This window comes from Streptomyces sp. NPDC033229, from assembly GCF_055576875.1.
In genome coordinates this window covers 355,406-367,920 of the sequence record NZ_JBVIQR010000002.1, presented here as the reverse complement: position 1 = coordinate 367,920, position 12,515 = coordinate 355,406, and the positions used below count along the sequence as shown (strand labels likewise).

Annotated in this window: 10 protein-coding genes and 2 tRNA genes; 3 read left to right on the top strand and 9 right to left on the bottom strand. The window is 70.4% G+C overall.

The window, feature by feature from the left end; translation table 11 throughout:
- Positions 1-165 precede the first annotated feature (165 nt).
- A complete protein-coding gene (locus tag ACZ53N_RS03585; RefSeq protein ID WP_469139383.1) occupies positions 166-576 on the top strand; it encodes a CBS domain-containing protein in 411 nt (136 codons plus the stop codon).
- A 105-nt stretch (positions 577-681) separates the two neighbouring features.
- On the opposite strand, the gene ACZ53N_RS03580 is transcribed toward ACZ53N_RS03585, so the two are convergent.
- The gene (locus ACZ53N_RS03580; protein ID WP_469139298.1) at positions 682-2,157 is read right to left on the bottom strand and encodes a catalase; all 1,476 of its coding nucleotides are present in this window, start codon (positions 2,155-2,157) and stop codon (positions 682-684) included.
- Between the two features lie 181 nt (positions 2,158-2,338).
- Between ACZ53N_RS03580 and ACZ53N_RS03575 the strand changes: the two genes are divergently transcribed.
- Positions 2,339-2,755 carry a Fur family transcriptional regulator gene (locus ACZ53N_RS03575; RefSeq protein WP_469139297.1) on the top strand — a complete coding sequence of 139 codons (417 nt, stop codon included), beginning with the start codon at positions 2,339-2,341 and terminating at the stop codon, positions 2,753-2,755.
- 144 nt (positions 2,756-2,899) lie between these two features.
- Here ACZ53N_RS03575 and ACZ53N_RS03570 read toward each other — a convergent pair.
- The 4 genes from ACZ53N_RS03570 to ACZ53N_RS03555 form a co-directional block, all read right to left on the bottom strand.
- Positions 2,900-2,973 (bottom strand) — tRNA-Met (locus ACZ53N_RS03570).
- Positions 2,974-3,110: 137 nt separating this feature from the next.
- Positions 3,111-5,078, bottom strand: coding sequence for a tetratricopeptide repeat protein (locus tag ACZ53N_RS03565; RefSeq protein ID WP_469139296.1), 1,968 nt, complete (start codon positions 5,076-5,078; stop codon positions 3,111-3,113).
- A gap of 239 nt (positions 5,079-5,317) precedes the next feature.
- A tRNA-Met gene (locus tag ACZ53N_RS03560) sits at positions 5,318-5,391 on the bottom strand.
- Between the two features lie 51 nt (positions 5,392-5,442).
- Entirely contained in the window at positions 5,443-8,325 is a 2,883-nt protein-coding gene (locus ACZ53N_RS03555) for a UPF0182 family membrane protein (protein ID WP_469139382.1), read from the bottom strand.
- A gap of 143 nt (positions 8,326-8,468) precedes the next feature.
- On the opposite strand from ACZ53N_RS03555, the gene ACZ53N_RS03550 reads away from it, so the two are divergent.
- A complete protein-coding gene (locus ACZ53N_RS03550; RefSeq protein ID WP_130879797.1) occupies positions 8,469-9,047 on the top strand; it encodes a PPA1309 family protein in 579 nt (192 codons plus the stop codon).
- Positions 9,048-9,150: 103 nt separating this feature from the next.
- Here the strand turns inward: ACZ53N_RS03550 and ACZ53N_RS03545 are convergent, their stop codons facing one another.
- The 4 genes from ACZ53N_RS03545 to ACZ53N_RS03530 all read right to left on the bottom strand — a co-directional run bounded on the left by ACZ53N_RS03545 (position 9,151) and on the right by ACZ53N_RS03530 (position 12,388).
- Complete coding sequence (locus ACZ53N_RS03545; RefSeq protein ID WP_469139295.1) at positions 9,151-10,257, bottom strand: YlbL family protein; 1,107 nt, start codon at positions 10,255-10,257, stop codon at positions 9,151-9,153.
- A gap of 65 nt (positions 10,258-10,322) precedes the next feature.
- The gene (locus ACZ53N_RS03540; RefSeq protein ID WP_469139294.1) at positions 10,323-10,505 is read right to left on the bottom strand and encodes a hypothetical protein; all 183 of its coding nucleotides are present in this window, start codon (positions 10,503-10,505) and stop codon (positions 10,323-10,325) included.
- A 186-nt stretch (positions 10,506-10,691) separates the two neighbouring features.
- On the bottom strand, positions 10,692-11,162 hold the full coding sequence (locus ACZ53N_RS03535) for a molybdenum cofactor biosynthesis protein MoaE (RefSeq protein ID WP_469139293.1): 471 nt from the start codon (positions 11,160-11,162) through the stop codon (positions 10,692-10,694).
- Positions 11,163-11,263: 101 nt separating this feature from the next.
- Complete coding sequence (locus tag ACZ53N_RS03530; RefSeq protein ID WP_469139292.1) at positions 11,264-12,388, bottom strand: SDR family oxidoreductase; 1,125 nt, start codon at positions 12,386-12,388, stop codon at positions 11,264-11,266.
- Positions 12,389-12,515: the final 127 nt, after the last annotated feature.

Here is a 12,515-nt window from a genome sequence, read left to right as displayed (position 1 = left end):
CGCGCTTCCGGTTCAAACATTGACGTCGAAGCGCGCGGGACGGCGACTCCGCCCCGCACGCCCCCTTGTTGTGCCCGCGCGGCCGTGTGACGATGACAGCCCCACGCTTGTGAACTTGTGAATCCTTTCCCGGACTCACGGTCCACCAAGGAGGTGGCTCCGACCATGCTCGTCCGCGACGCCATGAGCACGGTGGTCCTCACCACCGGTCCCACCCACACCCTCAGGCAGGCCGCGCGGATGATGTCCGCGCGCCGAGTAGGAGCGGCCATCGTCCTCGATCCGGACACCAGCGGGCTCGGCATCCTCACCGAGCGCGACCTCCTCAACTCCGTCGGCGCCGGCCAGGACCCGGACCGGGAGACCGTACAGGGCCACACGACGACGGACGTCGTCTTCGCGGCCCCGGACTGGACACTGGAGGAGGCCGCGTCCGCCATGGCGCACGGCGGCTTCCGCCATCTGATCGTCCTCGACGGCCAGGAGCCCGTGGGCATCGTGTCGGTCCGCGACATCATCCGCAGGTGGGCCCCCGTGCGCGCCGGACGGCGGCAGCCGGGCGTGCTCGCGGGCTGAGCGGAAAAGCCGGAGGGACCGGAGCCCATTGGCGTCCGGTCCCTCCGGTTGGTACGGCAAGCGGCTGTTGGGACAAGCCCCGCGGCGGCCGGGCCGCCGCGGGACTCAGCCGCGCAGGGCCTGGACCGCGGCTTCGAGCCGCTTGCCGTAGTCGGGGTCCGCCTGGCGGAAGTTGCTGATCGCGCGCTCGGCGATGTCGTCGCGCGAGACCTTGGCGATGAAGCCGGCGAGGTTGTCGATCAGACGGCCCTTCTCCTCCTCCGACATCAGCCGGTAGAGGTTGCCCGCCTGGACGAAGTCGTTGTCCTCGGCGTGCGAGGGGGTTGCGGTGCTGCCGGTGTAGCCGGTGACCTCCACGGGCTGCCACAGCGGCCGGCCGGTCTCCTGCGGTCCGCCGAAGCTGTTGGGCTCGTAGTTCTTGGCGCGCCCGTGCCGGCCGTCGTAGGCGTAGCCGTCACGGCTGTTCGTCCGCGCCTCGGTGGCGTGCGGACGGTTCACCGGCAGGTGGTCGGCGTTGATGCCGACGCGGTAGCGGTGGGCGTCGCCGTAGGCGAAGAGCCGGCCCTGGAGCATCTTGTCCGGGGACGGGCCGATGCCCGGCACGAAGTGCGCCGGAGAGAAGATCGACTGCTCGACCTCGGCGAAGATGTTCTCCGGGTTGCGGTTGAGCTCCAGCTTGCCGATCTCGATCGGCGGGTAGTCCTCGTGCGGCCACACCTTGGTGAGGTCGAACGGGTTGAAGCGGTAGGTCGCCGCGTCGGCCGCAGGCATGATCTGCACCTGCACGGTCCAGCTCGGGAAGTCCCCGCGCTCGATGGACTCGCGCAGATCGCGCTGGTGGCTGTCGGGGTCCATGCCGGAGAGCTGGTTGGCCTCCGCGGTGGTGAGGTTCTTGATCCCCTGGTCGGTCTTGAAGTGGTACTTGACCCAGAAGACCTCGCCGGCCTCGTTGTTCCACTGGTAGGTGTGGGAACCGTAGCCGTTCATGTGGCGCAGCGTGGCCGGGATGCCGCGGTCACCGAAGAGCCAGGTCACCTGGTGCGTGGACTCCGGCGACAGACCCCAGAAGTCCCAGACGTTGTCCGCCTCCTGCGAGCCCGTGTACGGGTCGCGCTTCTGGGTGTGGATGAAGTCGGGGAACTTGATGGCGTCCCTGATGAAGAACACCGGGGTGTTGTTGCCGACGAGGTCGTAGTTGCCCTCTTCGGTGTAGAACTTCAGCGCGAAACCGCGGGGGTCGCGCACCGCGTCGGCCGAACCGAGGTTGCCCGCGACGGTGGAGAAGCGCAGGAACGTCTCGGTCTGCTTGCCCACCTCGGACAGGAACTTGGCCCGGGTCCAGCGGGTGACGTCCGCCGTCACGGTGAAGGTGCCGTACGCCCCGGCGCCACGGGCGTGCACCACGCGCTCCGGGATCCGCTCGCGGTTGAAGTGCGCGAGCTTCTCCATCAGCGACTGGTCCTGCACCAGGACGGGGCCGCCGAGGCCTGCGGACTCGCTGTTCTGGTTGTCCGCGACCGGAGCTCCGGACTCCGTGGTCAGCGGTCCCGTTCCCGAAATGGCCTCGCCCTGAACCGACACGTGCGCCTCCGTCTTTTTCGTCCCTGTCACCGGGCCCGCGCCGCCGCTTGCGGAGGACCGAGCCGAACTCGATCCTACATTGGACTTTGTCTAAGTCAAGATGGATCAGACATGAATACGTGATCCAGTGATGGACAAGCCTCGCTGCTACGCTGGTCCTATCTGACTGATAGGTGATGGCATGAGTGACCTGCTGGAACGGCTCCGGGGACGCGGCTGGCGGCTGACCGCGCAGCGACGCGTCGTCGCCGAGGTCCTCGACGGGGACCACGTGCACTACACCGCGGACGAGGTGCACGCCAAGGCGGCCGACCTCCTGCCCGAGATCTCGCGCGCGACGGTGTACAACACCCTCGGCGAGCTGGTCTCCCTGGGCGAGATCCTCGAGGTGAGCACGGACGGGCGCGCCAAGCGCTACGACCCGAACGCCCACCACGCGCACCAGCACCTGGTGTGCTCGCGGTGCGGCACGATCCGCGACGTCCACCCCTCCGGGGACCTGCTCGCCGACCTCCCGGCGCACGAGCGCTTCGGCTTCCAGGTCTCGGCGGTCGAGGTGACCTACCGCGGCGTCTGCCCGAACTGCTCGACGGCGTGACGCGACGCCCGTGACACCGGCGGCGGCTCATGGCCGCCGCCGCTTCGCGTGCCCGTGTCCCACTCGTGCCCGTGTCCTGCTCCGCCCGTCCCGGGCATACGACAAAGGCCCGGATCCTTGAAGGATCCGGGCCTTGTCCTGGAGTAGCGGGGACAGGATTTGAACCTGCGACCTCTGGGTTATGAGCCCAGCGAGCTACCGAGCTGCTCCACCCCGCGTCGTTGACCCAACTGTAACCCGGCGGTAGCCCTTGAGGCAAACGGGTGTGCAAACACCTGTGCGAACGGCCTCCGGGCGGCCACGCCCGGGACGCCGCAGCCCCGGCCGGGAGGCCCGGCGGGGGCGCGGGCCGCCCTTACGCCGACAGTTCCTGCTGCAACGCGTCCCGCAGCCGCGCCGCACGCTCGGCGACCTCCGCCGGACCCAGCTCGACCGCGCGGGCGCACCAGTGCTGCCCCTCGGCCAGATTGCCGCGCCGGGCCGCCAGCAGGGCGAGCCGGAGCGCGGCCCGCCCGTGGCCGGCCTGCGCGGCCCTGGCCCACCACAGCGCCGCCTCCGGCTCACTGCCCTCGCGCGCGAGCAGCAGCCCGAGGTTGAAGGCGCCGTTACGGCTGCCGGCCTCGGCGGCCTGGCGGTACCAGTGCGCCGCCTCGACCACGTCGCCCCGCGCGGCGACGAGCATGCCGAGCCGGACCTGGGCCCGCCGGTGGCCCTGCCGGGCGGCGTGCTCGTACCACTTCTCGCACTCCTCCCACGCCTCGTCGTCGCGGTCGAGCAGCGCGCCCAGCCGGAAGGCGGCCTCGGCGCTGCCACCGCGCACGGCGACCCGCAGATGGCGCTCCGCCTCCTCGTCCTCACCGTCCCGCAGCAGGACCATGGCGACCTGGAGGGCCGCGTCGGTGTGCCCGGCGGCCGCGGCCCGCTCGTACCACTCGAAGGCCGACCGCTCCTCGTCCCGCCCGGCGTAGAGGATGCCCAGGTTGAACGCGGCGTCGACGCTGCCCGCCTCGGCGGCCTTGGAGAACCACGGCTCGGCCCCGGCGGAGTCGCCGCCCTGCAGCAGCAGCACGGCCAGCGCGTTGGCGGCCTCCTGGTGACCGGCGTAGGCGGCGCGGCGGTACCACTGCTCGGCCTGCGCGGTGCGCCCCTGTTCGGCGCAGAGCAGGCCGAGGTTGTACGCGCCGTTGACGTCGCCGGCGTCGAGCGCGGCGCGGTACCAGCGCTCGGCCTGCTGCGACTCGCCCCGGTCGGCGTGCAGGGCGCCCAGCGCGTTGGCGGCGTTGCCGTCGCCGTCCTGGGCCGCGCGGCGCCACCAGATCGCGGCGCTCTCGGTGTCGCCGGCGTCGCGCAGCAGGAAGCCGAGGGCGCACGCGGCGCGCGACTCCCCGTCCTTGGCGGAGGTCAGATACCAGCGCCCGGCCTCCTGGATCTCGCCGCGGGCCTCCAGCAGGGTGCCCAGGTGCAGGGCGGCGCGCCGGTGGCCGCGGGCGGCGGCCTGCCGGTACCACTGCTCGGCCTCGCCGGCCGCGCTCTCGTCGCGGCGGCCGGCCGCCGCGGCCCGCAGATCACGGACCGAGGTGTCGACGCCGCCGGCCGAGGCGTAGCGGGTGCCGGTGGAGGGGCCGAGGCCGCAGGGGCCGTCGCCGAGGCCGTCCAGCCCGGCGAGGCCGCCGGGGCCCGTGCCGCGGCGCGGCGCCCGGCCGTCGAGGATGCGCGCGAGGCGGTAGGCGGCCTCGCGGTGCCCGCGCTCGGCGGCGGAGCGGAACCAGCGCTCGGCGCCCACGTCGCTGCGGTGCTCCAGCAGATCCGCGAGGGCGTACGCGCCGAGGGCGTGCCCGGACTCGGCGGACTGCCGCAGCCAGTACTCGGCGGCGGGCTCGTCGCCGCGCTCGCGGTGGTAGCGGCCGAGGGCGTGGGCCGCGGCGGCGGAACCGGCGACGGCGGCGACGCGCCACCAGGAGGCGGCCTCGTCCGCGTAGCCGCGCTGGTGCAGCAGGACGCCCAGGTTGTTGGCGGCGGAGCGGTCGCCGTCGGCGGTCGCGGCCCTCAAGTGGCGTTCGGCGCCGTCCAGATCGCCGCGGCGCAGCAGCAGCGCGCCGAGCATGCTGAGGGCGGCGGGGTCACCGGTCTCCTCGGCCCGGCGCCGGGCGGTTTCGAGTTCGAGGTCGGCCGCGTCGGTGGCGAGGTCGCCCGCGTCGGCGCTCTCGCCGGGGTCGGCCGCCTCCGAGCCGAACGCCTGCGGTTCCTGATCGCTCCCGTCACCGGGAGCCTCCACAAGCCGACGTGTCCCCAACAACCTCGTCCTGTCCCCCATAAGACCCATCGTCGCACCACCCGCAACCCGCGTACACCTGGTATACCGCAGCCGATGAGGTCACTTCACCGTTTTGTCGACTTCCCGACTTCCCGACACGGCCGTGGTGCAAACTCTATTCAGAAGCCCCGCACACAACCCCCACAGGCCACGGCGCGCCGGGGTACGGGTCACCGAATTTTCGGGACGCCCTGCCCCGGACACACGACAAGGCCCGGAGTCCGAGGACTCCGGGCCTTGTCTTTGAGTAGCGGGGACAGGATTTGAACCTGCGACCTCTGGGTTATGAGCCCAGCGAGCTACCGAGCTGCTCCACCCCGCGCCGTTGTGAAACAACCGTACCACGGCGCGGGGTGGGGACTGACCGGACTGCTCAGCTTCCCGGTTTGGCCGCCTTCTCAGCGGCCTTGGCCTCGGCCTTGGCGGCCCGGTCCAGGGCCTCCTTCAGGCTCTGCTGGGCCTTGCCGTAGGCCGTCCAGTCCTTGTCGTCGAGCGCCTTCTGGCTCGCGTCGAAGGCGTCCTGGGCGTCCTTCAGGGCCTGCTTGACCGTGGGGTCCTGGGACGGCGGCTTGGTGGGGGTGTCCGCCGGCGGCTTGGTGCCGGTGTCGGGGCTCTTGACCCCGAAGACCACGTCCAGCGCCTGGGTGAGGTCGTCCTCGAAGGCGGTCTTCTCCCCATAGGTCACGAGGACCTTCTTCAACCGGGGGAAGTTCGTCCCCGCGCCGCGCACATAGACCGGCTCGACGTACAACAACCCGCCGTCGAGCGGCACGGTCAGCAGATTGCCGTACTCGATCTCGGAGTCCCCGCGCTTCAAGATATTGATCTTGTTGGCGATCTCGGGGTCACCGTTGAACTTGCTCTGCACCTGCTGGGGACCCGACACGGTCGTCTCGGACGGCAGCTTCAGGATTCTGATCTTGCCGTAGCCGGGGCTCTTCGCGTCGGCGTCGACGGCCATGAAGGCACCGAGGTTCTCCCGGCTCTTCGGCGTCAGCGTCGTCGTCAGCGAGAACGACTGCTCCTGCTGGTCCGGCATCTTCATGCTGAGGTAGTACGGGGGCACCGCGTTCTTCGACTTGGTGGTCGGGTCGTTCGGCACCTCCCAGCGCTCACTGCCGGTGTAGAAGGTGCCCGGGTTGGTGACGTGGTAACGGGTGAGCAGCTCGCGCTGGACCTTGAAGAGGTCCTGCGGGTAGCGCATGTGGTCCATCAGGTCCGAGGAGATCTGGCTCTTGGCCTTCACCGTTCCCGGGAAGGCCTTCATCCAGGTCTTGAGCACCGGGTCCTTGGTGTCCCACTGGTACAGCTTCACCGTGCCGTCATAGGCGTCCACGGTCGCCTTCACCGAGTTGCGGATGTAGTTGACCTGGTTCTGCTGGGCCACCACCGCCCGCTGGCCGGTCGTCAGCGAGTCCGCCGTCGTGTCACCGAGCGTCGTACGGGACGCGTACGGATAGCCGTTGGTCGTGGTGTAGGCGTCCACGATCCACTGGATGCGGCCGCCGACAACCGCCGGGTAGGCGTCGCCGTCGATGGTCAGCCACGGGGCGACCGCCTCGACGCGCTCCTTGGGCGTGCGGTTGTACAGGATCCGCGAACCCTCGCCGATCGCACCCGAGTAGAGGATCTGCGGCTCGCCGAAGGCCACCGCGTAGGCGGCCCGGTTGACCGGGTTCGAGAGGTTCACACCGCTCTTGCCCTGGTAGCTGTAGCTCTTCTCGCCCTTGTCGCCGGAGTAGTCCAGCTCCTTCTGCGGCCCGCCGACGATCGAGTACTGCGTCGTCTTCTCGCCGTAGTACACCCGCTGCTCGTACGAACCGAGCTTGCCGGTGGTCGGCAGGTTCTTCTCGGTGAAGTCCGGGTCGCCCTCACCGACGGTGGCGGTGCCCTTCGCGGTGATGGCGCCGTAGCCGTGGGTGTACTTGAAGTGGTCGTTGATCCAATTGCGCTCGGGGATGCCGTTGATGTTCAGCTCGCGCAGACCGACGACCGTGTCCGTCTCCTTGCCGTCGACCTTGTAGCGGTCGACGTCCAGGGTGGACGGGAACTGGTAGTACCCACGGACCTGCTGGAGCTGCTGGAACGTGGGGGAGACGATGTTCGGGTCGAGCATCCGCAGGCTGGCGGTCGAGTTGGCGGCGTCGCGCAGCTTCTGCTTGTCCTTGCCCTGGAGATCGCTGGTGCCCGCGTAGTCCGTCACCTTCGAGCCGTCGATGCCGTAGGCCTCGCGCGTCGCGGTGATGTTCTTCTTGATGTACGGGGCTTCCTTGGCCTGCTCGTTCGGCTGGACCTGGAACTTCTGCACGATCGCCGGGTAGAGCCCGCCGATCAGGACCGCCGAGAGCACCATCAGACCGAAGCCGATCACCGGCAGCTGCCAGGTGCGCCGCCAGAGCGTCGCGAAGAACAGCACGGCGCAGATCAGCGCGATGATGAAGAGGATGGTCTTGGCCGGCAGATAGGCATTGGCGTCGACGTACCGCAGACCGGTCCAGCCCTCGGTGGACTTCAGCCCGCTGGACTTCACCGCCAGGCCGTACCGGTCGAGCCAGTACGCGACGGCCTTGAGCGTGACGAAGATGCCGAGCAGTACCGACAGGTGCCCCGTGGCCGCCGCGGTGGCCCGCGCGCCCGGGCTGGTGGGCCGCAGACCGTTGTAGAGGTAGTGCACCAGGGTCGCGGCGATCAGCGACAGGACCGCGGCCGCGAAGCCGAAGCTCAGCAGGAAGCGGTACCAGGGCAGATCGAACGTGTAGAACGCGATGTCCTTGTGGAACTGCGGGTCCGTCTGACCGAAGGACACGCCGTTGACCCACATGAGCCAGGTGCGCCACTGGCCGGCCGCGGACGCTCCGGCGACCAGCCCGACGAGCGAGGCGACGGCCAGCAGCACCCACTTCTTGTAGGGCGCGATGCTCATCCGGTAGCGGTCGAGGCTCTCCTGCTCCCCCGACATCGCGCTCAGCGGCGGCCGCAGCCGGTGCGCCAGCCAGATGTTGAATCCCACCGCGAGAGCCATCAGCAGTCCGAAGACCGCGAACAGGCCGATCTTGGTGCCCAGGGTGGTGGTGAAGACGGAGGAGTAGTGCACGGAGCGGTACCAGAGCCATTGCGTCCAGTACCCGGCGAACATGACGAAGAGCATGGCCAGCACGGCCAGCACACCCAATGTCATGAGCAGGGTCCGGACACGCCGGGACGGGCGGCCGACTCTCATCCGTGGCCTCGTCGGGCCTCCGCCGCGGTCCGGCATCTGGAAAGCCAAGGTGCGCACCTCGAAGTTCGCTGTCGATGAAGCTGTCGATCAGGCCCAGCGATAGTAGGACCCAGTGTGGCAACTTACCGAGGCTTTACTCAGTTCCCGTTTTTGGTCACTCTCAGGGCACGATTGTGCCCATGTCCAGCTTTCCCAGCTTCCCCAGCCCTTCCGAACCCGGCACCCCGATGGCCGCCAGCCCGCTGACCCGAGCCGTGCTCGAAATCGACGAGTACGCCTCCGGCCTCGGCTGGGACCAGCCCGCCCGACTCTTCGCCCTGGTCGACACCGCGAAACTGCGCGCCCAGGAGCCCGGCCTGGCCGCCCAGCTCGGCCTCGACGAAACCCCCGGCAACGCCACCTCGCTCACCCCGATCGAGCAGGACGAGCTGCCGCGCGGCACCGCCCTCGACAAGTTCCTCGGCACCATCGCCTGGCCCGACGCGGTGGTCGGCTGCGCCCTGACCGTGGAGCGGCTGATGCTGCCGCCGTCCGCCGAGGGGACCGTGCCGAACGGGATGAACGAGAAGCAGCTCGCCAAGTGGGTCGCGGCGCACCCGGACCGGCAGGAGGTCCGCATGACCGTCGCGGTGCTGCGTGACGGCGCGCGCGAGTCGGCGCTGCGACTGCGCGAGAAGGACTCGCCGAACGAGGTGCTGACCGGGGCCGACCTCGTACCGGGCCTGGCCGAGGCACTCGCGGCCACCTTCGAGGGCTGACGCGGGCCTGTGTCCGGACGGGCTGATGTCGGCTGAGCCCAGCCAATCAGCCCGTCCGGCGCTTGAGGACACCGCCGCGCAGCGGTGGTGCGGGTCAATACACCTAGCGGAGCGTCGAGCAGCTCGGCAGGCTCGCCGCGTCACCCTTGCGGATCTTCTCGAGGGCCTTCGTCGCGTCACCTATGGTGTCGACCTTGACGAGCGTGAGGCCCTTGGGGGTGTCCTTGGCGGCCGCCGCGCAATTGTCCTTGGGCGTGAGGAAGAACCGGGCGCCCTTGGATCGCGCGGCGACCGTCTTCATCTCGATCCCGCCGATCGGCCCGACCTTTCCGGTGTCGTCGATCGTGCCCGTACCGGCGATGAACTTGCCGCCGGTGAGGTCCTCCGGGGTCAGCTTGTCGACTATCCCGAGAGCGAACATCAGCCCGGCGCTCGGCCCGCCGACGTCCGTCAGCTTGATGTTGATGGAGAACGGGAACGTGTGGTCGATCCCGGCCTGGATGCCGACTATGGCCCGCTTGTCGGAGGCCTTGCCCGTATCGGGGGCCTTGCCCGTGATGAGGCTGACCGTCCGCTCCTGCCTCGGCGCCCGCTTCTCCTTCTCCGCCGCGGCCGCCTCCTTGGCCGGGACGACCCGGAAGGAGACCTCCTGGCCTGGCTGGTGCCTGGTGACGAGCTTGGCCACGTCACCGGGCTGCTTGATCTCCGTACCGTCGACGGCCTTGATCACATCGCCCGCGTGCAACGCGCCCTCGGCCGGGCTGCCCTTGACGACCGACGCCACGACGACGCGCGTGCCGACGGGGATCTTCAGCTCCTTGAGTGCCGCCACCTTGGCGCTCTCCTGGGACTGGCTGAACTCCTCGGCCGTCTCCTGGTTCAGCTGGTCCGGGGTCTTGTCGTCCGGATAGAGCGTGCTGTGCGGGACCACGAGATTGTCGTGCGCGAGCCAGCCGTAGACCGCTTCGACCAGATTCATCCGGTACTGCGAGCCGGTGACGCGGACCGTCGTCATATTGAGATTGCCGCTGGTCGGGTACGTCTTGTGGCCGGAGATCTGGAGCACCGGCTCGCCGTCGTGCTCACCGAGGGTGTTGTACGTCGGCCCCGGCGACATCTCCGCGTACGGCACGGGGATCAGCACGCCTGCGCAGAGCAGCGCGATCAGCATCAGGAGGGAGGCGAGCATCGTCGCGGTGCGGCGGGGCATGGAACGACAGTACGGGACGGGTCCGACAGTCCACCCCCGGGGCGGTCCGTACGGGGCAGCGCCCGCTAGGCCGCGTCGGAGTCCGGAGAGACGCCGGATTCCCGGCGTTCCATGGCGGCGCGGAACCGCTCGTAGCCCGCCAGTTCCGCGACATCGCCGACCTTGCGGTTGCGGGCCGCCCAACTCCCCCACAGGGCGGCGGCGAAGGCCGCGGCCACGGGGATCAGCAACCATGCAAGTGCCGCCATGCCGGCCTCCCGACCCCTTCCGAAGCGCAACTGACTGATGAGCAGATTAAACGTCCGCCGTCTCAACGCTTACGTCAGGGGCCCGGTTACGCAACCCGGGTCAGCCAATGGTGGTCTGGCCTGCGCGGATGAGGGCCTATGCCGACGGAATTCCGTCGGCAGGCCACCACCCCCGCCCCGACGGTGCTACGCGCCGACCCATTCTTCTGTCCCGTCCGTGAACTTCTGGTGCTTCCAGATCGGGACCTCCGACTTGAGGTCGTCGATCAGGCGGCGGCACGCCGCGAAGGCCTCGGCCCGGTGCGGGCAGGAGACCGCCACCACGACCGCCAGGTCGCCCACGGCGAGCTCCCCCACCCGGTGCACCGCGGCGAGCGCCCGTACCGGGAAGTCCGCCGCGATCTTCTCGGCGACGCGGCGCAGCTCGGCCTCGGCCGTGGGGTGCGCGGAGTAGCCGAGCCCGTCCACGTCCGCGCCGCCGTCGTGGTCGCGCACCGTGCCGACGAAGAGCGCGGTGCCCCCCGCGGCGTCGTCGCCGACCGCGGCGAAGACCTCGTCCAGCGACAGCGGGGTGTCCCGGACGGCGAGGAGGCGGATCGGGTCCAGGGCGGCGTGCTCACCGGGGTGGTCGCCGGGGCGGTCATACGTACGGGCCATACGGTCCATCGTGCCGCACGCGGGGCGGCGGTGGTGAATGGTGTTTCACCAGGCCGCCCGGATCGCCGTACGGAGGGTCCTGCAGCGGCCCCGGCGGGGGGCTACAGGCGGCGGCGCGCCTTGCGGGCCCGGCGGACCAGCGCGGCGGTGCCCACCAGGGCGACGGTCGCCCCCGCGGCGCCCAGCGTGGTGGCGTCCTTGCGGCCGAGCCGGCGGCCCGCGACCGTGTGCCGGCCGGCGACCTCCTCCAGCAGCTCCGCGAGGACCTCCTCGTTGGTCCAGCGCGGCCGCCAGCCGGCGTCGTGCAGCCTGCTGCCGCTGACCACCCACGGGTGCATCGTGTACTCGAGGTCGCCCGCGGGCGAGGGGGTCAGGCCCAGGCGGTGCAGCCGGGAGGCCGCGCCCAGCGCGACCGCCGAGGGCAGCTCCATGCGCCGGATGCCGGTCAGCTCCTCGACCTCCTCCTGCTCCAGCCAGCCGTCGCAGCCCACCGCGAGGTCGCCCTCGGCCTTTTCCAGGGCGGCGAACTCCAGGGCGCTCACCAGGTCCTCCACGTGGCAGAACTGCCAGGTCGGCCGGGATCCGGCGACCACCAGGAGGCGGGGCGACTCGAAGTAGCGGGTGAGGGCGGTGTCGGTGCCGCCCACGAGGACGGCGGGGCGCAGCACGGTGACGTTCAGGCCGGGGTGAGCCCGGGGCGCGCGCTTGGCGAGCCGCTCGATCTCCAGCAGGTCTCCGACGCCGGTGGCCTCGGCGGTCGCGCGCAGCTCGGCGTCCTCGGCGAGCGGTACGGCGTTGTCGGGCCGGGCCCCGTAGACCATCGCGGAGGTGCACAGCACGACGCGGTGCACCCCGGCGGCCGCGGCGGCGGTCAGCACGGTCTGGGTGCCGCGCACGTTGTAGGCGGTGCGGGCGGCGGGGTCGGTCTCCAGGTCGAGGTCGAGAGCGAGGTGGACGACGACGTCGGCACCGCGCAGCTTCTCCGCGATCGCCGGGTCGCGGACGTCCAGCACATGCCACTGTGCCTCGGTCACGTCGCCGCGGCGCTCGTCTATCGCCACGACCTGCTTGATCTCTTCTGATGCGGCCAGCCGCTGCGTGAGCAGCGCGCCGACGCCGCCCGCGGCACCGGTGACGGCGACGACGGGTCGGCGGCCGGGCAGGGCCGTACTGTCTCGCGCGGAACCGTTTCGCGCTGCGCGAACTTCTCGGTCGGGGGAACTCACCGGGCGTCTCCAGCGGTTGTCTTCAGTACGTAAGTGTGATGACGCGTACGTACCAGGTGACGTCCATCCTGCCGCAGGCCCCGGGTCGGCGAAGCACCAAGCCCGGATACCGCGGAGGTGTCTACGC

Excerpts from the sequence above, each read along its gene's own strand:
- ACZ53N_RS03540 (WP_469139294.1), bottom strand. The coding sequence starts at position 10,505 with ATGGCGGCACTTGCATGGTTGCTGATCCCCGTGGCCGCGGCCTTCGCC.
- ACZ53N_RS03535 (WP_469139293.1), bottom strand. The coding sequence starts at position 11,162 with ATGGCCCGTACGTATGACCGCCCCGGCGACCACCCCGGTGAGCACGCC.
- ACZ53N_RS03550 (WP_130879797.1), top strand. The coding sequence starts at position 8,469 with ATGTCCAGCTTTCCCAGCTTCCCCAGCCCTTCCGAACCCGGCACCCCG.
- ACZ53N_RS03565 (WP_469139296.1), bottom strand. The coding sequence starts at position 5,078 with ATGGGTCTTATGGGGGACAGGACGAGGTTGTTGGGGACACGTCGGCTT.
- ACZ53N_RS03585 (WP_469139383.1), top strand. The coding sequence starts at position 166 with ATGCTCGTCCGCGACGCCATGAGCACGGTGGTCCTCACCACCGGTCCC.
- ACZ53N_RS03575 (WP_469139297.1), top strand. The coding sequence starts at position 2,339 with ATGAGTGACCTGCTGGAACGGCTCCGGGGACGCGGCTGGCGGCTGACC.
- ACZ53N_RS03545 (WP_469139295.1), bottom strand. The coding sequence starts at position 10,257 with ATGCCCCGCCGCACCGCGACGATGCTCGCCTCCCTCCTGATGCTGATC.
- ACZ53N_RS03555 (WP_469139382.1), bottom strand. The coding sequence starts at position 8,325 with ATGCCGGACCGCGGCGGAGGCCCGACGAGGCCACGGATGAGAGTCGGC.